Origin of the sequence: Sphingomonas brevis, assembly GCF_023516505.1 — a bacterium.
GTDB lineage: Bacteria > Pseudomonadota > Alphaproteobacteria > Sphingomonadales > Sphingomonadaceae > Sphingomicrobium > Sphingomicrobium breve.
Genome location: NZ_JAMGBB010000001.1, coordinates 676,937 through 696,513 on the forward strand (window position 1 = coordinate 676,937; position 19,577 = coordinate 696,513).

Genomic DNA, 19,577 nt, shown 5'->3' on the forward strand with positions numbered 1-19,577 from the left:
TTCTGTGTCTTCCGTAAGAAGTAAGGCGGATGCCGGGTCAAGCCCGGCATGACGATCTCCCGGCCCGGGCATAGTTAACTAGGCTTTAGCACTTGGCCGGTAAGCCATGCCCGGATTGTTAGTGGGGAACTGGGTCAAATGGCCACGCTCGGCATTGAAGAAATTACCGAAAATGCGATCCGGAATGTCGCTCGCGACTGTGGCTCGCTGTCGATCGAGTGCAGCGACGTTGCCGGTTACGTCGAAGGTGTGGCCGAGCGGATCGGCGAGCATCTGAAGGTGCTCGACACGCTCGAGGAAGTGACCACCCGCCTTCTCGCCGACCAGGCCCGCGTATCGGATTCGACCGACGAAGCCCGGCTTCTTTCCGAACAAGCCAAGGCCAAGCTCGAAGCCGGGCGTGAGGCGATCGACGGAACTATTCAGGGGTTCAAGGGCCTGACCGAGCTGGTCGTCCAACTGGGCGAGCGGATGGCGGGCTTCGCTTCGGCAATGAACCAGGTTCAGACTGTTTCTTCGACAATCGAGACGATTGCCCGCAAGACCAATATGCTGGCGCTCAATGCCACGATCGAGGCAGCGCGAGCCGGAGATGCCGGCCGCAGCTTTGCCGTCGTCGCCGCCGAAGTGAAGAAACTGGCCCATGACACGCGCGCAGCGACTAGTCAGATCGCATCCACCATTGGTGAGCTGACCCGCGAGGCCAGTGCCGTAACGTCAGAGATCAAGACCGGCGTCGAGCGCAGCCGCGCCGCCCAAACCGGATTCAGCGCCATCAGTGACACGGTCAAGGAAGTGACCGAGATCGTCTCCATGGTCGATCGCCAGACCGAGGGCATCGCCCATTCCACGAGCCTTATTCAGACCAGCGTGGACCGCGTTAAGGCAGGGCTCAGCGATTTCGCCGGCGATGCGCGCGACAATGGCGGCAAGCTGATCAAGGCCCAGAAGCGCCTCAGCCACCTGGAAATGCTGTCCAACAATATGCTCGACACGCTTGCCAATTCGGGCGCGGACATCGACGATACGCCGATGATCCTGCTCGCCCAGGAAGCGATGCGGGCGATCAACGCCGCCGTCGAACAGGCGATCGACCGCGGCGAGATCAGCATGGAGGCAGTCCACGACCGCAATTACCAGCTGATCGAGGGCTCAAACCCGCCGCAGTACAACAACGGCTTTGCCGAGACGGCCGACAGGCTGGTCCGGCCCCTGCTCGACAAGTTCAAGTCGAAGGAGCCGAAGATCATCGGATCGGCGATAACCAACCTGGACGGCTATCTGCCGACCCATCTCAGCGAGCGGTCGAAATCTCCGGGGCCGGATCCGGTGTGGAACGATGCCAATTGCCGCAACAAGCGCATCTTCATGGACGAAATTACCCGCAAGGCTTGTGAAAGCGAGCAGCCGGCGATGTTGTCGACCTATCGGATGGAGCTTGGCGACAAATATATTCCGGTGAAGAACGTCTTCGTGCCGCTTTATTTCAAGGGCCGCCGCTGGGGCAATTTCGAGCTGGCCTACAGGGACGAATGATCAGGGGCAGGCGCGTGACAGCGCCTGCTCAAGATCGTCGATCAAATCCTCTGGGTCTTCCAAACCAACATTGAGGCGGACAAGCAATTTGCCCGTCTCCGGCGTTGGGCGCCTGAGATCGCCATAGGTCATGACCAGGCTGCCTGCGCCGCCCCAGCTGTAGCCAATGCCGAACAGCTCCAGCGCATCGACGAAGCAGACAACCTGCTCGCGGGTCCAATTTCCGAAAATCACGGAGAAGATGCTGGCCGAGCCAGTCCAATCGCGCTGCCAGATGTCATGACCGGGACAGTCCGGAAAGGCAGGATGGAGCAGGGCGGTGACCTCATCGCGCTCCTTGAGCCATTGCGCGACTTTCAGCGCCGAATCTCCGAGCCGCTGCAGCCGGACGTCAAGCGTCTTGAGGCCCCGAAGCACCAGCGAGCAATCGTCGGGCGAAACGCCCATGCCAAGCAGCCGTTGGGCCGCGCGCAATTGCTGGTCCAGCTTGACGTCCCGAGTGGTGATAGACCCCAGCAGCAGATCGCTGTGGCCGCCGGCATATTTGGTTAGCGCCTGGACGCTGATGTCTACCCCGGCGCCATAGGCGTCGAACAATACGCCAGCACCATAGGTGTTATCGATAGCGACCAGCACGCCGCGTTCGTGGGCGGCCGCGCAGATCGCCGGAACGTCCTGTACCTCCATTGTGATCGAGCCCGGGCTTTCGGTCCAAATCAATCGGGTCTCGCGGCGGATCAGGTCCGAAATGCCCGCGCCGATCATAGGGTCGTAGCGCTCGACCTCGATGCCCAGGTCCTTCAAAGTGTCGAATGCCAGTTCGGTGTTGGGGCCATAGGCGCTGCGGGTCAGCAGCACATGGTCGCCCGACTTGCAGAATGCGAAATAGGGCAAGGCGATCGCGGCCTGGCCGCTGGGTACAATCAAGCAATGCTCGGCGCCCTCTATGGCGGCGATCTGCAGCGCCAGCTCGCGCACTGTCGGCGTGCCGTATAGGCCGTAGCGATATTGGTCGGGGTCGCTGGAATCCCGCGCATCGGCCACGGATTTGAATAATACGGTCGATCCGCGCGATGTGGACGTAGCGAGCGACTGGAAATCGGTTGAAGCCCGGCGATCCGGGCGGATCAGCCTGGTTGCGAGCCGGCGCCTTTTCGGCTCGTCAGGCACCTAGACCTTGCGCCTCGCCATGAAAGCCAACCTCTCGAACAACATCACGTCCTGCTCGTTCTTGAGCAGCGCACCGTGGAGCGGCGGGATCGCCTTCGTCGGATCCTGGTTCTGCAGCACCTCGAGCGGCATGTCCTCGTGCAGCAGCAGTTTTAGCCAGTCGAGCAGTTCGCTGGTCGACGGTTTCTTCTTGAGGCCCGGAACCTCGCGAATGTCATAGAAGATGTCGAGCGCGCGGCTGACCAGCAGCTTCTGGATACCAGGGAAATGGACGTCGATGATCGCGCTCATCGTATCGCGGTCGGGAAAGCGGATGTAATGGAAGAAGCAGCGGCGCAGGAAGGCGTCGGGAAGCTCCTTTTCATTGTTCGACGTTATCACCACTACCGGCCGGTCGACCGCCTTCACAGTCTCGTTGGTTTCGTAGACGTGGAACTCCATCCGATCGAGTTCCTGGAGGAGGTCGTTGGGGAATTCGATATCGGCCTTGTCGATCTCGTCGATCAGCAACACGGGCAGCTGGGGAGAGGTGAATGCGTCCCACAGCTTGCCACGCTTGATGTAGTTCTTGATGTCATGGACCCGCTCGTCGCCGAGCTGTCCGTCGCGCAAGCGGGCAACGGCGTCATATTCATACAATCCCTGGACGGCCCGGGTGGTCGACTTGATATGCCACTCGATCAGAGGGGCGCCGAGCGCTTCGGCGATTTCGTGTGCCAGCACCGTCTTTCCCGTCCCCGGCTCGCCCTTGACCAGCAAGGGGCGGCGCAACTTGACGGCGGCATTGACCGCGACCTTGAGGTCATCGGTCGCGACATAGTTGGAAGTGCCTTCGAAACGCATGGGGCGGCTCTAAGGCCAAACTTCCGTTCGTGTCGAGCGAAGTCGAGACACGCGCCCCTCGACACGCTCGGGGCAAACGGGAAATTGCGGTTAGTCGATGCGGGCGGCCGCCCTTGCTTCGAGCAGGTCGAACAGGCCGCGGTTCTGAAGCAGCAATTGCTCGCCGCCAAAGCCCAACGCACGCTCGCTGGGGGCGCCGTCGGTACCGTCGCCGATCACGCGGACGATCGACGGCTGGTCGGGAAGGGTCAGGACCGGGATCTGCATGCCGACGCGGTCGGCGGCACGGTCGAGCAAGGCGCGGATCGCCGGCCAGTCACTCATCAGCGCGGTGGCGGCGCCGAGCGCGCAGCCGCGCCGTTCCGATCCGGCCAGGGTCTCGATCGCATGGCGGGCCGCAACCAATGCCGCTTCAGTCTCGGCGGCGCCGGGTGTCGAAGGCAGAGGGCCGACCGACGCGGTCAGGCGCACGAGGTAAAGTCGCTCGCGCTCATAGGCGTCGGACGCTTCCTTCAGCCAATCGCGGACCGGGCCGGCTGGGCAATTGTTGAGCGCCAGCTCGATCAGGCCGGGATGACGGCCGTAGAGCGAACAAAAAAGGTGGACGGCATCGGCCAGGTCGCGCGCCTGGTTGGGGCCGGTCATGGCCATCAGGTGGAGGCGATAGGAGTGCTCGGCCGAACCCTCGGCCTCGACCCGCGCCAGCTGCGCCTGGGCAGCGGTCATCGCCGTCCGGTCGACTGCCTGATTGATCGCCATCCCCACACTCTCCTGTAATATTCGGTCGGTCCTGGCGTTGAACCTTGAGGCCAGCTTCTAACCGGCTTGCGTAAAGACAGGGTTTAGGAGCGCTTCATCTTTTGGTGAGGCAGGTTAAAAAACGGCTCGAAACGGGACATTCTCGGGCCCGGATGGGGTGGGGAAGCGGTCCGGGCCCGAAAAATCTGTGGATATTTACGCAGCCATCGGCAGCGCGGCGTCTTCCTCGATCACGGTCGCCTTGGCGTCGACCACCTGATCGGCCGCCGGCACGTCGGGCGAGAACCAATGGCTAGCGCCGACCACCAGGCCGAGGGCCAGGTAAGCGCCGATCGCCAGGCTGGGCGCAAAGAACAGCGGCAGGATGAACGCCAGCCGAAGCCACAGCGGGTTGAAGCCGAAATCGCGGCCGATCGCTTCGCACACACCAAGGATGGTGTCGTTACGCAGGGGAAGCGGGGTCGTCTTGGTCATCATCTCGTCCTTCTTGCTGGCGGTCAGGGTTACCATGCCAGCTAATATGCAATGGCCGTGCCAATGGCCGATTTCCGGGATGTATCGCTTGAGCGATGCGGAAAAGTTGGCGCCAGGTACCAATTCAGGGCTGTCTGGTTGGTGAATTTCGCCACATGAATTGCCGAGCGCAGGAGACAGTTTGCATGGCAAACTGGAACCAGCGCGAAGAGGCAATGAATGGCGGCCGACCGGCGGGCGCAAGCCCGACCGGATTGACGTCACGGATTTACTCCGTGACGGCAGGACCCGCCAATCAAAGCTGGCTATGGACCCCATGCCGAGCTTTGATAGGGTGCCGGCCAGCGGGAGGCTGGTGCGATGTTCGAACATTGGGGCGAATTCTACCTGTTGGCGGGCTCGGCGGCGGCCGTGCTGATCGGCCTGATCTTCGTCGTCGTGACCCTGATGCAGGACAAGCCGCGGTCGACAATGATGGCGGGCGCCAGGCTCTACATGGGTCCGGTGGTGCTGCAGGTGAGTTTCGTCCTGGTGCTGAGCGCCGCCGCGCTGACTCCGGGGATCGCCGCGCAATATTATGCGATCATCGCCGCGATCGTCGCGCTGTGGGGGCTTTATCGCGGCGTTCAGTCGATCGTCGGGATCCGCAAGCTGTGTTGGCAGGAGGACCCGCCGCACTGGAGCGACGTATGGTTCTACGGCGTTTTCCCGACCATCCTGTCACTGGGCGTCGCCGAGGTCGCATGGGCCTTCTGGGCCGGCGAGGCCTGGGCGGTCCATGGAGTGGCGGTCGCGATCACCGCGATCCTGCTGCTCGCAATCAGGAACGAATGGGACCTCGTGACCTGGCTCGCGCCGATGGGCAAGGACAAGGCGTAGAAGTCCGAGGGAGTTTTGGGGATTCCGGGGGAGTTTTGGCGACCGGCCCCCCGACCGAGTCGCCAAGCCAGGACTTAACACCGGTTAATCACGCAGGTAAAGCTCTCGCCCTTCGGCCCTCTTGCTGACCGAATAGTCTATGCGGATCCGCACCCATTCGCCGACCAGGCTCTTGCCGCCGACCCGAGGCGGGCGGACCAGGAACTGCCACGCCGCCTGGCGCACTGCTCCGGCAAGGTGCGACCCGGCCGGCCCCTGGCCCAGCTCGACGCAATCCTCCACCCGGAAGCGCGGCGCGGTGCGGCAGGCGACCATCCCCCAGCCGCCATCCTCCGGCATGGTCTTGGGAAGATAGGCGGCGAGCTCCTGGTTGGTCGGCTCGCGATACCATTCGGCGGCGTAGAGCGGCTCGCCATTGGGCGCATTTCCGACCATCGCGCTGTCTCCCGGCGCGCTGCCCTGGGCGAGCTGGCCGGCCCCCGGCGCATTGCTACCCAGCTTGGCGATGTCGGAGGCCTCAAGGTCCTCCTTGCTCATCGGGATTAGGTCGAGCGGACGTTCCGGAATGACCTGCTTGGGCTTGATTGGCGGGAAAATCGGGCGCGGGCGCGAGCGTTGCGGCTGGGCCTTGGCGCGCGCCTTGCTGGCGCTGGCCTCCTTTTCGGCGGAAAGGTCGAACGTGGAGATCGCGCCGCCCTGGAACTGCGGCTTGGGCTTGTCGTGAAAATCGATCGTCAGGAACGCCAGCAGAAGCAGCACCTCGATCGCCACCGCCAGCAGGAACGAGCCGACGCGCCGCCGCGGCGACGTCCCTTCCTGGCCGTTCCGGTTGCTGTAATGCGTCGCGCTCAAGGGGTGGGCTTTAGAAAGATGTTGCTGACGTTGAAGTGAATTTGGGAGGGGTGCGGGGCAATAGGCGTTTGGCGGCACGCCCGCAATCGGGTGCGGCCGCGCCGGCCGATTAGGACTGCAAGTGCGAAACTTCACACATGTTCACGGTGACCATGGTGGGCCGGCGAACGCCGGACGCCCAAGTGAAACTACGATTTGAATGAGCCGAACGAGTCGCCCGGAAGTGGCACAGACGATAGGCTGTAGGACAGAAGTTTCCCGACCATTCGTCGTCCCAGCGAAGGCTGGGGTCTCATTTGGCTTTGAAACCTACGCGTTGAGCTTATCCCACAAATCCAACCACTGCGGATTGACCTGTTCGATCAGCTCAATCGTCCAGTTGCGCGGCCTTCTCGCGTGCGATTGCATCCTGAATGCTCTCATGCTGCTCCGCATAAACCAGCCGAGTCAGTTTGTACCGGCGGCAGAAGGTCGAGCCTTTGCCATTGCGATGCTGCCAGACACGGTCAGGTAGCGTTGAGGTTACTCCGATGTAGAGCACGCCGCGTGGCCGATTGGTCATGATGTACGTCCAGCCGCCAGGCATTTGACGAAGCTAGCAGAGCAGAAATGAGATCCCAGCTTTCGCTGGGATGACGTTCAAAATGGAAGTCGGCGTCGAGGAAATTGCCGACTTCACTCGTCATTTCCCCAAAAGCAGAGCAAAGTACCCACCAACGTCATCCCAGCGAAAGCTGGGATCTCACTTTCCTTAATGACGGACGGCCTTCGCTACGCTTCTCGCGACGGCGCTATTGATCCAGGAACGACCTCATCTTCCGCGACCGGCTCGGATGCTTGAGCTTCCTGAGCGCCTTTGCCTCGATCTGCCGGATACGTTCGCGGGTGACGCTGAACTGCTGCCCGACTTCTTCCAGCGTATGATCGGTGTTCATGCCGATGCCGAAGCGCATGCGCAGCACGCGCTCCTCGCGCGGGGTAAGGGACGCGAGGACCCGGGTGACGGTTTCCTTGAGGTTGGCCTGGATCGCGGCGTCGACCGGGATGACGGCGTTCTTGTCCTCGATGAAGTCGCCGAGGTGTGAATCCTCCTCGTCGCCGATCGGCGTTTCAAGACTGATCGGCTCCTTGGCGATCTTCATCACCTTGCGGACCTTCTCCAGCGGCATGGAGAGGCGCTCGGCCAGCTCTTCCGGCGTCGGTTCGCGGCCGGTCTCGTGCAGGAACTGGCGGGAAGTGCGGACGAGCTTGTTGATCGTTTCGATCATATGCACCGGGATGCGGATGGTCCGCGCCTGGTCGGCGATAGACCGGGTGATCGCCTGCCGGATCCACCAGGTGGCATAGGTCGAAAACTTGTAGCCGCGGCGATATTCGAATTTGTCGACCGCCTTCATCAGGCCGATGTTGCCCTCCTGGATCAGGTCCAGGAACTGCAGGCCGCGGTTGGTGTATTTCTTGGCGATCGAGATCACCAGGCGCAGGTTCGCCTCGACCATTTCCTTCTTGGCGATGCGCGCCTCGCGCTCGCCCTTCTGGACCTGGTTGACGATGCGGCGGAACTCGATGAGCGCCATGCCGGTCGACTGGGAGATTTCGGCAATCTCGCCACGGATGCGCTCGACGCTGTCCTGTTCGGCGGCGGCGAAGGCGGCGAACTTCTTGTCGATCTTCGACGCGCGATCGAGCCAGCCGTCGTCAAGCTCGCTGCCGGTATAGCTTTCCAGGAACGCCTTGCGCGGCACGCGGTGGCGCTCGGCCAGCCGAAGCATTTGCCCGCCCAGGGCCATTAGCCGGCGGTTATAGCTGTACAGCTGGTCGACGAGATATTCGATCTTGGCGGCGTGGAACTGGACGCTCTCCACCTCGGCGGTGAGCTGTTCCGAAAGCTTCTGATATTTTTTCTCGTCGGCCGTAGAGAGGATCTGGCCGCTGCCCAGCGCTTCCATGCGGGCGTGCTGGATCTTGGAGAATTTCTTGTAGAGCGAGGTGATCGAGGCGAATTTCTCGAGTGCGGTGGGCTTCAGCGCCTCTTCCATCTGGGCGAGGCTGAGCGTGTTGTCCTCATCCTCTTCCTCGACCGGCCGCTGGGTGCGCCGCTCGACCATATCGTCTTCTTCGTCCCCGGTCTGGACCTCGGGCTCTTCCGGCTCTTCCTCTTCCTTGAAGGCCGGGCCGGCGGCGGCGGCGCTGATCTCGCCTTCGCCTTCGCCGCCTTCCTCGCTCTCGTTGATCTGCTCGGCGGTCGGGCCCTTGCTGAGCATCGCTTCAAGATCGAGGATCTCGCGCAGCTGCATCGTGCCTTCGTTGAGGGCATTGGACCATTCGATGATCGCGTTGAAGGTGATCGGGCTTTCGCACAGGCCCCAGATCATCGTGTCGCGGCCGGCCTCGATGCGCTTGGCGATGGCGATCTCGCCCTCGCGGCTGAGCAGCTCCACCGCGCCCATCTCGCGCAGGTACATGCGCACCGGATCGTCGGTGCGGTCGACCGCTTCCTTCTTGGTCGCGACCGCGGGGCGGGGCGAACCGTCGTCGAGCGGATCGACCTCTTCCTCGGGCTCGTCCTTGTCGTCCTCGTCTTCCGAATCGCTCGTTTCGACGATGTTGACGCCCATTTCGCTGATCGCGGACATGATGTCCTCGATCTGCTCGGAGCTCATCTGGTCCTGCGGCAGCGCCTCGTTGAGCTCATCATAGGTGATGACGCCCTTCTTCTTCGCCCGCGCGATCAATTTCTTGATCTGGGCATCGTTGAGGTCGATCAGCGGCGCATCGCCGGTTTCGGTTTCGATTTCTTGGGTTTCGTTCTTCGCCATTAATCCGCCGCTTACTCACTGCTGGCTAGCAACGCCAGCCTGTCGTTATAACTCTTGCGAGCGCTCATCAGCCGCTGCTGCTCGGCATAGCCGACTTCGCTGATTTCCTGCTTCAGCCTGGTCGTCGCTTCGCTCAGCGCAACTTCGATTTCGCTCAATGCGATTATCGCCTCCAACGCCGAACCCAAGTCGCTTCGCGCGACCTCCGGGTTGCTGCCCGCCTGGGTGAAGGAAAAACGCATCGCACCGCGCCGGACACCAATGCCCGCCGCTTGGCTTCCCAATATGGTTTTTATGCCGTCGCGATCAAGGTGCTGGCCCGACATGGCGATTTGCACCAGCTGATCGCGTAAGGATGCGCTGCCGCGATCGACCAGGTTGAGGTGCGCCAGCTCCTCGACATGATCGTGCAGCGCCTCGGGGTAGAGGATGAACCCGCTGAGCAGCGCGCGCGCAATGGCTGGTTCGATTCCGGTCTTATGGACGCTGCGGGTGCTTTCCAGGGCCGGCGGGTTGGGCGCGGCGAAGCGGCCGCCCCGAGCACCGTACTCGGACATCCCCCGGATGTCCTGCGAGCGGTGCTTCCATTCGCGCCGCGGGTAGAGCGAGCGCGCCTGGCCCTGCTGCGGGCCCTGACCCTGCCTCTGGGGCCTGACCAGCGCGTCGAACTTGCGCAGCCATTCGTCGCGGTAGAGCTGGCGAACGTTGGGATCGCCGATTGCCCCGGCATGCTCCATCAGCCGCTGCTTCAGCCCGGCGCGGGCTTCGGGCGTGTCGAGCGGGGCCGCATCGACTTCGTGCCGCCACAGCCGCTCGACCAGCGGCTCGGGGGCGGCGAGAAGCGCATCAATCGCCTCCTTGCCGCCTGACCTCACCAGGTCGTCGGGGTCCTGGCCCGCCGGCAGCGCCACGAACCTCAGGGTCCGTTCAGGGCCGAGGTGTGGGAGCGCGCGCGTTGCTGCCCGCACCGCTGCTTTCTGCCCGGCGGAATCCCCATCGAAGCAGCAGATCGGCTGCGCGTCGAGCCGCCACAGCCGCTCCAGCTGGGCGTCGGTCAATGCCGTTCCCAGTGGCGCAACCACCTCGCCGATCCCCGCCTGGTCGAGCGCGATGGCGTCCATCTGTCCCTCGACGATGACGATGCGCTTGGCCTGCCGGCTGGCGGGGCCCGCCTGGTCGAGGTTGAACAGCGTACGGCCCTTGTCGAACAGGGGCGTGTCGGGCGAGTTCAGATATTTTGGCTCGCCGGGCCCCAGGATTCGGGCGCTGAAGGCGATGCAGCGGCCGCGCGCATCGCGGATCGGATAGGTGAGCCGCCCGCGGAACCGGTCGTAGGGCTGCTTGCCCTCGGCGGCGATCAACAGGCCTGCCTCGACCAGCCTATCCTCGCCGAACGATTTGAGAGCCGTCTTGAGCTTGCCGCGAGAGTCCGGGGCGAAGCCGAAGCCGAACTTGCGCTTGGTGGCGTCGGTAATGCCGCGCTGCTTCAGATAGTCCCGGGCCGCGGCGCCATCGACGCCGTCCAGCTGCTCGGTGAACCAGCGCGCCGCGGCCTCCATCACGTCGTGGAGACCGGCCGAACGCTCCTGCCGCTCGCGCTCGCGCGGATCGGGGGCCGGCACCTCCATCCCCGCCTTGCCGGCCAATTCCTTGACCGCATCCATGAAGGGCAGGCCACGCTGGTCGGTCAAAAACCGGATGGCGTCGCCATGCGCGCCGCAACCGAAGCAATGATAAAAGCCCTTTTCGTCGTTGATGGTGAAGCTGGGCGTCTTTTCATTGTGGAAGGGGCAGCAGGCTTTGAATTCGCGCCCTGCCTTGATCAGCTTGACCGACGGCCCGATGACCGCGGACAGCGTCGTCCGCGCCCTTAATTCATCCAGCCAGGCGGGGGAAAGCGTCACCTGTTTAGCGATAGTAGGTCGATGAGCGCTGCTCAACCGAGTCGGCGTTTTGTCGTCGCAAGCGTTATGTGAAAATTTAACATTGCGCGCAGATGATTGAATCAAGGGCGTTAATTCCATCCTGTGGATAAGCCGAAATCGGGTTACTCTCCCTCTGTTCCGGCAGACAGTGGCGTCAGATCGCTGCGGCGGGGCAATTTGGGAGGGGAACAACATGTTGACCAAGATCGGCGGGCTCGCCCGCTCACTCTACATACTCGTCGCAGTAATCGCCGGTTTCGTGCCCATGGCCGGAATGAATGTGGCGCTGATATTGGTCGTGCTCGGCCTGATTTCGGGAATTACCATGCCCCGCGAAAGGCTCGTCTTGACGCTCGTTGCGGTGGTCGCCTTGCCGCTGATCGGGACCGCAATGGCGGTTATCCCGGCTATCGGCGCGCAACTTGGCGCGGTGATGGCCAACCTCCAGCTCGGCGCAGCCGGTGCGGCCGCTGCCGCGATGGCCGTGCTGCTTTATGAGCTGACCATGCAAGGCGTAATGGGTCTTGCCGGTGGCGGAAGCGCCAGCGGCAGCAAAGTCACAGCATAGCTTAAGCGAGTTTGGGGGCACCAATCGGGTGTCCCCAAATTTTTTAGGCGAGTGCAGCCCTGACAAGGGCGCTGGCCCGGGCGGGCTCGATCGAGCTCGCATGACGCGCCTTCACCTCGCCCATCACCCGGCCCATGTCCTTCATCGATGATGCGCCTAGCTCGGCGATGATCGCCTGGATCGCGGCGCTTGCCTCCGCGTCGTCCATCTGCGCGGGAAGGAAGCGCTCGATCACCTCGATCTCGGCCTCTTCCCTGGCCGCCAGCTCCTCGCGGTTGCCCTTGCGGTAAAGCTCGACCGATTCGCGGCGCTGCTTGATCATCTTCTGCAGGACTTCGGTTATCAGCAAATCATCGTCGGGCTGGGCCGAAGCGGTGCGAAGTTCGATGTCGCGGTTCTTGATTGATGACTGGATCAGCCGGATCGTCGCCGTGCCTTCCTTGTCGCCGCCCTTCATCGCGCCAATCAGCGCAGCCTTGATCTCGTCGCGAATCATCCGCCCATCCGTTTCGCTTCATCGGAAAACACCAGTCCTAACGGCGAAACGCGGCGTTTCACAGCGTTGACGTACCGCACATTCTTGCGTAGCGGCCATGGCTTAGCGAAATCGCCGCAAACTTTTAGACGGAAGGCTCCTCCCGCCGATGGCCGATGCACATCCCGCGCGCACCCCACAACCTGACGGGGCCACGGGAGTCATTGTTTTCGCCGACGGCCGGACGATCTGGGGCAGGGGCTTCGGCTCCGAAGGGCAGGTCGTGGGCGAGCTTTGCTTCCACACCGCCATGACCGGCTATCAGGAAATCATGACCGATCCGTCGTTCGCTCGGCAGATCATTGCCTTCACCTTTCCCCACATCGGCAATGTCGGCGCCAATGAAGAAGACGTCGAGGCAGGCGAAGCGCACGCGCTCGGCTGCCTGGTGCGTGAGGCAGTCACGTCGCCGTCCAATTTCCGCAGCCAGCAGGATTTCCCGACCTGGATGGCCGCTACCGGCCGGATCGGCATTAGTGGCGTGGATACGCGGGCACTGACCCGCCTCGTCCGCCGCGAAGGGCCGCCGACCATCGCGATCGCGCATAACGCCAGCGGCCATTTCGACCTTGAGGCCTTGCAACAGATGGCGGCCGAATGGCCCGGCCTCGAAGGCATGGACCTGGCAAAGGAAGTCAGTCGCGACCAGCTCGAGGCGTGGAGCGGCGGCAAGTGGGAGCTGGGCGAAGGCTACGCTCTCGGCGATAACGACATGTCCAAGCCTCATGTCGTGGCGATCGATTACGGCGCCAAGCGCAACATTTTCCGCAACCTGGTCGAAGCCGGTGCGCGCGTGACGGTGCTTCCGGCGACCGCCTCGTTCGACGAGGTGATGAGCCACAAGCCCGATGGCTTCTTCCTGTCCAACGGTCCGGGCGATCCGGCAGCGACCGGCGAATATGCGGTGCCGGTGATCCAGTCGATGCTGGCAACGAAGAAGCCGCTGTTCGGCATTTGCCTTGGCCACCAGATGCTTGCGCTGGCGGTTGGCGGCAAGACCGCCAAGATGTTCCAGGGGCACCGAGGCGCCAACCATCCGGTCAAGCGGCTGTCCGACGGGCAGGTCGAGATCACCAGCATGAACCATGGCTTCGCGGTCGAGCGTGCGGGCCTGCCCGACAATGTCCGCGAGACCCATGTTAGCCTGTTCGACGACAGCAATTGCGGGATTGAACTGACAGACCGCCCCGCGTTCAGCGTGCAATATCATCCCGAGGCCAGCCCCGGCCCGCAGGACAGTTTCTACCTGTTCGAGCGGTTCGTGAAGCAGCTGGCGAAGGAGGCGTGATGCACAAATTCTGCTTGTCGGCGATGCTAGCCCTGTCTGCGTTTCCCGCTTGGGCTCAGGACATTGTCGAGGTACCCGCCAGCCAGGCCGGCGTAGCCTTGCCCGAGGATATTTTCGGCCTTCCTCTTGGGCAATGGTATGTCGCCCGGCAGGTCACACTTGGTAATGAACCCTGCACCGCCGAGGCCTGCGAGGCCGGATTCAATGGCGGCAATCTCGCCATCAGCGTCGAGCGCGCCAAGGACTATGTCCGGATCATCGCCGGATTCCGCGGCTGCCAGTCAGTGGCATTCCAGGAAGTCCAGACGGGACTGACGCCGGAATCGTCGCAGCGAGGCGAAGTGTCCCACCTGCTCAAGAAGGTGGTCAAGGCTGCCGAGAAGTCCTGCAAGCTCAATGCGCCGACCGTGCCGAAGCTCGACGTCAAATCGCTCTTCCCGGCCAAAGCCAAATGAAAGTTGGCGTACTCTTGATCGGCGGCGTGGCATTAGCGCTTTCCGCCTGTGCAACACCGCGAATGCACAGCGTGGCAGAGCTTAATGACGCCGGCCTTGCCTGCGGCCTTACCTATGGCGAGCTGATCCAGGACAATGAGGCCAGGAAGCTGCTGATCCTGTTTCGGCAGGCGCCCAGCCCGGCCCAGCGCCACTGCGCCTATCAATTCGCCCAGCGCAACCATCTCAAGCTGGTGGTGATCGACGGCATCGATTTTCCTGAGGAGGCAAACTGATGGCCGATAATGACTGGCAGCGGCAGGTGCTGATGAACGAAGGGGTGTTTTCGGCGCTTACGTCGAACGGCGAGGATCTGTCCGATGGGCGCCACGTGATCCATTATTTCTACGACGGAGACATCGACGGGCTGAAGGAAGCGCTCGGCAACGATGGCTATGTCGTCAGCTCGACCAATACGTCGCCAGGGGTCATTGCCGAGAATTTCGCGGTGACCGACCGCAGCTGGTCGGAAAGCGAGATGAAGAAGATGTGCGACCTGGCCGATCAGTTCGGCGCCGAATATGACGGCTGGGAAGCCTCGATGGTCCGGCAACCCAAGGCCGATCCCGATGCCGAATAGCCGCAAACCCTTGTTCCAATTGTTTGAAAAGAAAGACTGACTTGCCCAAGCGTACCGACATCAGCTCGATCCTCATTATCGGTGCCGGCCCGATCGTCATCGGCCAGGCGGCGGAGTTCGATTATTCGGGGAGCCAGGCGGTCAAGGCGCTGAAGGCCGAAGGCTATCGGGTGATCGTGGTCAATTCGAACCCGGCAACGATCATGACCGATCCCGAGCTGGCGGACGCGACCTATATCGAGCCGATCACGCCGGACATCGTCACAAAGATCATCGAGAAGGAACGGCCTGACGCGCTTCTCCCGACGATGGGCGGCCAGACCGCGCTCAACACCGCCCTGACCCTGAACCGCACGGGCGTGCTGCAGAAATATGGCGTGAAGCTGATTGGCGCGCAGGCGGAGGCGATCGACAAGGCCGAGGACCGCGAAAAGTTCAAGGTGGCGATGGACAAGATCGGGCTGGAAAGCGCCCGGTCAGGAATTGCCCACAACCTCGACGATGCGCTGAAGCTGCTCGAGGTCACCGGCCTGCCATCGATCATCCGGCCCAGCTTCACGCTCGGCGGCACCGGTGGCGGCGTTGCGTACAACCGCGAAGAGTTCGTCGAGATCGTCAAAAGCGGCCTCGACGCCAGCCCGACCAATGAAGTGCTGATCGAGGAGTCGCTGCTCGGCTGGAAGGAATATGAGATGGAGGTGGTCCGCGACCGCGCGGACAATGCCATCATCATCTGCAGCATCGAGAATGTCGATCCGATGGGCGTTCATACCGGCGACAGCATTACAGTCGCCCCGGCGCTGACCCTGACCGACAAGGAATATCAGCGGATGCGCTCGGCTTCGATTGCCGTGCTGAGGGAAATCGGCGTCGAAACGGGAGGCTCCAACGTCCAGTTCGCGATCAATCCGAAAAACGGGCGGATGATCGTGATCGAAATGAACCCGCGCGTGTCGCGGTCATCGGCGCTGGCTTCGAAGGCGACCGGCTTTCCGATCGCCAAGGTCGCGGCCAAGCTAGCGGTCGGCTACACGCTCGACGAGATCGCCAACGACATCACCGGCGGTGCCACCCCGGCCAGCTTCGAGCCGACGATCGACTATGTCGTCACCAAGGTGCCGCGCTTCGCCTTCGAGAAGTTCAAGGGCGCGTCGGATCACCTGTCGACCGCGATGAAGTCGGTCGGCGAGGTAATGGCGATCGGCCGGAACTTCGCCGAGAGCCTGCAAAAGGCGCTGCGCGGGATGGAAACGGGCCTCAGCGGCCTCGACCGGGTACGCGACCTGGAAACCGCTTCGGAAGCCGAGATCGAGAACCGGTTGCGCCGGCCGACACCCGACCGGCTATTGGTCGCGGCCGAAGCGCTGCGGCACGGCTTTACCGTGCAACGAATCCATGAAGTGTCGGGTTTCGATCCCTGGTTCATCGAGCGGCTGGCGGAAATCGTCGGCGCCGAGGAACAGGTGCGCGACGAGGGATTGCCGCAGGATGCGGCCGGGATGCGGCGGCTCAAGGCGATGGGCTTCTCCGACAAGCGGCTCGCCCAGCTGGCCCTGCGGTCGGCCCATGTCGAGCGGCAGATGTCCGAGGTTGCGGCCGGCGGCGGCGGCGTGGTTCATGACGCGCTGAAGGCGCTGACGGGCGGCGTGACCGAGGCCGAAGTACGCAAGGCCAGGCTGAAGCTCGGCGTTCGGCCGGTGTTCAAGCGGATCGACAGCTGCGCCGCCGAATTCGATGCCGCGACGCCCTATCTTTATTCGACTTATGAGGCGCCGCTCTTTTCGACGGCAAATACGCTCGGCGAGCCCGAAGACGAGGCCGAGATCAGCGACCGGCGCAAGGTGGTGATTCTGGGCGGCGGTCCGAACCGCATCGGGCAAGGCATCGAGTTCGACTATTGCTGCTGCCACGCATCCTTCGCCCTGAAGGATGCCGGTTTCGAAACCATCATGGTCAATTGCAATCCTGAGACGGTTTCCACCGACCCTGACACGTCGGACCGCCTCTATTTCGAGCCGCTGACGGCCGAGGATGTGCTCGAGATCCTCCATCGCGAGGCGGAAAAAGGTATCCTCGAAGGGGTAATCGTCCAGCTAGGCGGACAAACGCCGCTCAAGCTCGCCGCCGAGCTGCAGGCCGACGGCATTCCGATCCTTGGTACTTCGCCAGACAGCATCGACCTTGCCGAGGACCGTGAGCGGTTTGCCAAGCTGGTCGACAAGCTGGGGCTCAAGCAGCCGGCCAACGGCCTCGCGCGCAGCCGCGACGAGGCAATCGCGGTCGCTGAACGGATCGGCTACCCAGTACTGCTTCGACCCAGCTATGTCCTTGGCGGGCGGGCGATGGAAGTGGTCGACGGGCCGGAGCAGCTCGATCACTATATCGCCACCGCGGTCCAGGTATCGGGCCGCTCGCCGGTGCTGATCGACCGGTACCTCCGCGACGCGATCGAAGTCGATGTCGACGCGATCTGCGACGGCAAGCAGGTCGCGGTTGCTGGTATCCTCCAGCATATCGAGGAAGCCGGCGTTCACTCGGGCGACAGCGCCTGCTCAATTCCGCCCTACAGCCTGTCGGATGAGGTCGTCGCCGAGATCGAGCGGCAGACCGAGGCGCTGGCCCTGGCACTCAACGTCAAAGGGCTGATGAACGTCCAATATGCAGTGAAGAACGGCGAAATCTACCTGATTGAGGTCAATCCGAGGGCCAGCCGAACCGTGCCGTTCGTCGCCAAGGCGATCGGCCGCCCGATCGCCAAGATCGCGGCGCGCGTCATGGCCGGCGAGCCGCTGTCTGGCTTCGAGCCGATCGATCGGGATATCGGGCATATCGCCATCAAGGAGAGCGTGTTCCCGTTCGTGCGGTTCCCGGGCACCGATCCCGTGTTATCACCGGAAATGAAGAGTACCGGTGAAGTCATGGGAATCGATAGTGATTTCGATATTGCCTTCGCCAAGTCTCAGCTTGGGGGCGGAGTCATTTTGCCGGAGAAAGGGACCGTGTTCATCTCGGTCAAGGATACCGACAAGGACCATATCGTCCCGGCTGCCCAGAAGATGATCGACCTGGGGTTCAGGCTGATCGCGACCGGCGGGACGGCCGCCCATCTCGAAGCGCAGGGCCTGCCGGTCGAGCGGGTCAACAAGGTCGCGCAAGGGCGGCCGCACATCGTCGACAAGATCGTCGACGGCCAGGTGCAGCTGGTGTTCAATACCACCGAGGGTTGGCAATCGTTGAAGGACAGCCAGGCGATCCGCGAGGCGGCCCTGAAGAACAAGGTGCCATACTTCACCACTGCGCCGGCCAGCGTTGCAACGGCACGAGCGATAGGGGCGTTGCGCGGTCACGCGCTTGAAGTAAAATCGCTACAATCCTATTATTCGGCCTCGAACGACTGATTTTCCGCAAATCCTGCCCGACAATGCGCTGCCAGATGGAGCGGCGCCGGGGCGGATTTTGGCAAGAGACAAAGGTGTTTTGAAATGGCGAGCGACAAGGTGCCGATGCTGGCCGAAGGCTATCAGCAGCTAAACGAAGATGTGAAGCGGCTGAAGCTGGAGAGGCCTGAAGTGATCGACGCGATCGAGGAGGCGCGCGCCCATGGCGACCTCAGCGAGAACGCCGAATATCACGCCGCCAAGGAACGGCAGGGCCAGATCGAGGCGATGATCGCCGATATTGAAGACCGGCTGAGCCGGGCGCTCGTGATCGATCCGAGCACGCTTTCCGGTGACAAGGTCGTGTTCGGTGCCACCGTTACCTTGCTCGACGAGGACGACAAGAAAGTGAGATACCAGCTGGTGGGCCAGACCGAGGCCGACGCCAGGGTGGGGCGGATCAGCTATAATTCACCGCTGGGCCGCGCGCTGATCGGCCGTCAGAAGGGCGACGAGGTCGACGTGTCGACGCCCGCCGGCGACCGTTCCTACGAGATTGCCAAGATCGAGTTCATTTAGTGCAATGGCGCAGCGCGACTACGATCATCGCCATCATCACGGTGGCGGTGTCCGCGGCCGCGATCCTTTTTGCCGGCGTTGATTATTCGGCGACGTTTGGAGGGTTCATCCCGGCGCGGCTGACCGGACAGCTGGATTTGCCAGGAGCAATTCCGGCGATACTGACGCCCTTGACCTCGGCACTGCTCCACGGCGGTTGGCTGCACCTTGCGATCAACATGCTGATGCTGGTGTTCGTGGGAACGCAGGTCGAGCGGGTGATCGGCGCCGGCGGCTTGGTCTTAGCCTATTTGGCCGGTGCGCTCGTCTCGGCCGCGGCTCAGTTTGCCGTCGATCCGGGAAGCACCATTCCGCTAGTCGGCGCCAGCGGGGCGATCAGCGCCTTGTTCGGCCTCTACGCACTGTTCTTCGGTCAGCCCAAGCAGGTCACCAGGAACGTGAAGCTCAACCGCTGGATCCATGCGGCCTGGCTGCTCGTCACATGGGTCGTGCTTCAATGGATGACGGCAATGCTGGCAGGAAGCGAGGGCGTGCTCCTGGCCACCCCGGCGCATATCGGCGGCTTTATCGCCGGCATGCTCATGCAACGCCCCTTGTTGCTGTGGCGGTACCGTAAAGCTTGAAGCCCTAGCTCTTCGGCCGCGAAATGCCCTCCATGCCTGGCTCAAGCAGCCGGTGGAGGTGCACCACCACATATTTCATCTCGGCATCGTCGACGCTGCGCTGGGCAGCCCCGCGCCACGCCTCTTCCGCCGCGGCATAGCTGTCGAACAGGCCGACCAGGTCGATTTTCTCGAGGTCGGTGAATTCCAGGCCTTGCGGATCCTTGACCCGCCCGCCGAAGACGAGATGGAGCTTGCTCATTCGCCGCCCGCTAGCACCAAAGCCGCTGCCGGTTC

19 protein-coding genes and 1 pseudogene are annotated in these 19,577 nt (G+C 62.7%); 10 read left to right on the forward strand and 10 right to left on the reverse strand.

Annotated elements, in window-relative coordinates; translation table 11 throughout:
* Positions 1 to 138 precede the first annotated feature (138 nt).
* Positions 139 to 1,536, forward strand: a complete 1,398-nt coding sequence (locus tag LZ518_RS03525) for a methyl-accepting chemotaxis protein (RefSeq protein ID WP_249914650.1) — start codon at positions 139 to 141, stop codon at positions 1,534 to 1,536.
* On the opposite strand, the gene LZ518_RS03530 is transcribed toward LZ518_RS03525, so the two are convergent.
* From LZ518_RS03530 to LZ518_RS03545, 4 genes are all read right to left on the reverse strand, one after another.
* Positions 1,537 to 2,706, reverse strand: a complete 1,170-nt coding sequence (locus LZ518_RS03530) for a cystathionine beta-lyase (RefSeq protein WP_249914651.1) — start codon at positions 2,704 to 2,706, stop codon at positions 1,537 to 1,539. It lies immediately after the preceding gene.
* A complete protein-coding gene (locus LZ518_RS03535; RefSeq protein ID WP_249914652.1) occupies positions 2,707 to 3,549 on the reverse strand; it encodes an AAA family ATPase in 843 nt (280 codons plus the stop codon).
* A 90-nt stretch (positions 3,550 to 3,639) separates the two neighbouring features.
* On the reverse strand, positions 3,640 to 4,308 hold the full coding sequence (locus LZ518_RS03540) for a DUF6975 family protein (protein ID WP_249914653.1): 669 nt from the start codon (positions 4,306 to 4,308) through the stop codon (positions 3,640 to 3,642).
* A gap of 195 nt (positions 4,309 to 4,503) precedes the next feature.
* The gene (locus LZ518_RS03545) at positions 4,504 to 4,818 is read right to left on the reverse strand and encodes a PspC domain-containing protein (RefSeq protein WP_249914654.1); all 315 of its coding nucleotides are present in this window, start codon (positions 4,816 to 4,818) and stop codon (positions 4,504 to 4,506) included.
* 324 nt (positions 4,819 to 5,142) lie between these two features.
* Between LZ518_RS03545 and LZ518_RS03550 the strand changes: the two genes are divergently transcribed.
* Entirely contained in the window at positions 5,143 to 5,661 is a 519-nt protein-coding gene (locus LZ518_RS03550) for a hypothetical protein (protein WP_249914655.1), read from the forward strand.
* An 84-nt stretch (positions 5,662 to 5,745) separates the two neighbouring features.
* Here LZ518_RS03550 and LZ518_RS03555 read toward each other — a convergent pair whose 3' ends face one another.
* The 4 genes and pseudogenes from LZ518_RS03555 to dnaG form a co-directional block, all read right to left on the reverse strand.
* Positions 5,746 to 6,513, reverse strand: a complete 768-nt coding sequence (locus LZ518_RS03555; RefSeq protein ID WP_249914656.1) for a hypothetical protein — start codon at positions 6,511 to 6,513, stop codon at positions 5,746 to 5,748.
* 309 nt (positions 6,514 to 6,822) lie between these two features.
* Positions 6,823 to 7,099 (reverse strand): annotated as a pseudogene (locus LZ518_RS03560) (GIY-YIG nuclease family protein).
* A gap of 205 nt (positions 7,100 to 7,304) precedes the next feature.
* Positions 7,305 to 9,332, reverse strand: coding sequence for an RNA polymerase sigma factor RpoD (gene rpoD, locus LZ518_RS03565; protein WP_249914657.1), 2,028 nt, complete (start codon positions 9,330 to 9,332; stop codon positions 7,305 to 7,307).
* Between the two features lie 11 nt (positions 9,333 to 9,343).
* Positions 9,344 to 11,236 carry a DNA primase gene (gene dnaG, locus LZ518_RS03570; protein ID WP_249914658.1) on the reverse strand — a complete coding sequence of 631 codons (1,893 nt, stop codon included), beginning with the start codon at positions 11,234 to 11,236 and terminating at the stop codon, positions 9,344 to 9,346.
* Between the two features lie 214 nt (positions 11,237 to 11,450).
* Between dnaG and LZ518_RS03575 the strand changes: the two genes are divergently transcribed.
* On the forward strand, positions 11,451 to 11,825 hold the full coding sequence (locus tag LZ518_RS03575) for a hypothetical protein (protein ID WP_249914659.1): 375 nt from the start codon (positions 11,451 to 11,453) through the stop codon (positions 11,823 to 11,825).
* A gap of 43 nt (positions 11,826 to 11,868) precedes the next feature.
* Here the strand turns inward: LZ518_RS03575 and LZ518_RS03580 are convergent, their stop codons facing one another.
* Positions 11,869 to 12,321, reverse strand: a complete 453-nt coding sequence (locus tag LZ518_RS03580) for a GatB/YqeY domain-containing protein (protein ID WP_249914660.1) — start codon at positions 12,319 to 12,321, stop codon at positions 11,869 to 11,871.
* 148 nt (positions 12,322 to 12,469) lie between these two features.
* Here LZ518_RS03580 and carA point away from each other — a divergent pair, with 148 nt between their 5' ends.
* The 7 genes from carA (at position 12,470) to LZ518_RS03615 (ending at position 19,301) form a co-directional block, all read left to right on the forward strand.
* A complete protein-coding gene (carA, locus tag LZ518_RS03585; protein ID WP_249914661.1) occupies positions 12,470 to 13,648 on the forward strand; it encodes a glutamine-hydrolyzing carbamoyl-phosphate synthase small subunit in 1,179 nt (392 codons plus the stop codon).
* Positions 13,648 to 14,103 (forward strand): hypothetical protein, encoded by a 456-nt coding sequence (locus LZ518_RS03590; RefSeq protein ID WP_249914662.1) that lies wholly within the window; start codon positions 13,648 to 13,650, stop codon positions 14,101 to 14,103. The genes carA and LZ518_RS03590 overlap by 1 nt, the downstream gene beginning before the upstream one ends.
* Positions 14,100 to 14,378, forward strand: coding sequence for a hypothetical protein (locus LZ518_RS03595; RefSeq protein WP_249914663.1), 279 nt, complete (start codon positions 14,100 to 14,102; stop codon positions 14,376 to 14,378). The genes LZ518_RS03590 and LZ518_RS03595 overlap by 4 nt, the downstream gene beginning before the upstream one ends.
* Positions 14,378 to 14,722: a ribonuclease E inhibitor RraB gene (locus LZ518_RS03600; protein ID WP_249914664.1), complete on the forward strand. Its 345-nt coding sequence runs from the start codon at positions 14,378 to 14,380 to the stop codon at positions 14,720 to 14,722. Before LZ518_RS03595 ends, LZ518_RS03600 begins: the two co-directional genes overlap by 1 nt.
* A gap of 41 nt (positions 14,723 to 14,763) precedes the next feature.
* The gene (carB, locus tag LZ518_RS03605) at positions 14,764 to 18,120 is read left to right on the forward strand and encodes a carbamoyl-phosphate synthase large subunit (protein WP_249914665.1); all 3,357 of its coding nucleotides are present in this window, start codon (positions 14,764 to 14,766) and stop codon (positions 18,118 to 18,120) included.
* An 84-nt stretch (positions 18,121 to 18,204) separates the two neighbouring features.
* The gene (gene greA / locus LZ518_RS03610; RefSeq protein ID WP_249914666.1) at positions 18,205 to 18,678 is read left to right on the forward strand and encodes a transcription elongation factor GreA; all 474 of its coding nucleotides are present in this window, start codon (positions 18,205 to 18,207) and stop codon (positions 18,676 to 18,678) included.
* On the forward strand, positions 18,678 to 19,301 hold the full coding sequence (locus LZ518_RS03615) for a rhomboid family intramembrane serine protease (RefSeq protein ID WP_249914667.1): 624 nt from the start codon (positions 18,678 to 18,680) through the stop codon (positions 19,299 to 19,301). The genes greA and LZ518_RS03615 overlap by 1 nt, the downstream gene beginning before the upstream one ends.
* A gap of 4 nt (positions 19,302 to 19,305) precedes the next feature.
* Here the strand turns inward: LZ518_RS03615 and LZ518_RS03620 are convergent, their stop codons facing one another.
* Entirely contained in the window at positions 19,306 to 19,542 is a 237-nt protein-coding gene (locus LZ518_RS03620; RefSeq protein ID WP_249914668.1) for a DUF4170 domain-containing protein, read from the reverse strand.
* Between the last annotated feature and the right edge of the window lie 35 nt (positions 19,543 to 19,577).

Excerpts from the sequence above, each read along its gene's own strand:
- LZ518_RS03595 (WP_249914663.1), top strand. The coding sequence starts at position 14,100 with ATGAAAGTTGGCGTACTCTTGATCGGCGGCGTGGCATTAGCGCTTTCC.
- LZ518_RS03525 (WP_249914650.1), top strand. The coding sequence starts at position 139 with ATGGCCACGCTCGGCATTGAAGAAATTACCGAAAATGCGATCCGGAAT.
- LZ518_RS03580 (WP_249914660.1), bottom strand. The coding sequence starts at position 12,321 with ATGATTCGCGACGAGATCAAGGCTGCGCTGATTGGCGCGATGAAGGGC.
- LZ518_RS03550 (WP_249914655.1), top strand. The coding sequence starts at position 5,143 with ATGTTCGAACATTGGGGCGAATTCTACCTGTTGGCGGGCTCGGCGGCG.
- LZ518_RS03535 (WP_249914652.1), bottom strand. The coding sequence starts at position 3,549 with ATGCGTTTCGAAGGCACTTCCAACTATGTCGCGACCGATGACCTCAAG.
- LZ518_RS03540 (WP_249914653.1), bottom strand. The coding sequence starts at position 4,308 with ATGGCGATCAATCAGGCAGTCGACCGGACGGCGATGACCGCTGCCCAG.
- LZ518_RS03590 (WP_249914662.1), top strand. The coding sequence starts at position 13,648 with ATGCACAAATTCTGCTTGTCGGCGATGCTAGCCCTGTCTGCGTTTCCC.
- LZ518_RS03545 (WP_249914654.1), bottom strand. The coding sequence starts at position 4,818 with ATGGTAACCCTGACCGCCAGCAAGAAGGACGAGATGATGACCAAGACG.
- LZ518_RS03600 (WP_249914664.1), top strand. The coding sequence starts at position 14,378 with ATGGCCGATAATGACTGGCAGCGGCAGGTGCTGATGAACGAAGGGGTG.
- rpoD (WP_249914657.1), bottom strand. The coding sequence starts at position 9,332 with ATGGCGAAGAACGAAACCCAAGAAATCGAAACCGAAACCGGCGATGCG.
- greA (WP_249914666.1), top strand. The coding sequence starts at position 18,205 with ATGGCGAGCGACAAGGTGCCGATGCTGGCCGAAGGCTATCAGCAGCTA.
- LZ518_RS03575 (WP_249914659.1), top strand. The coding sequence starts at position 11,451 with ATGTTGACCAAGATCGGCGGGCTCGCCCGCTCACTCTACATACTCGTC.
- carA (WP_249914661.1), top strand. The coding sequence starts at position 12,470 with ATGGCCGATGCACATCCCGCGCGCACCCCACAACCTGACGGGGCCACG.
- LZ518_RS03620 (WP_249914668.1), bottom strand. The coding sequence starts at position 19,542 with ATGAGCAAGCTCCATCTCGTCTTCGGCGGGCGGGTCAAGGATCCGCAA.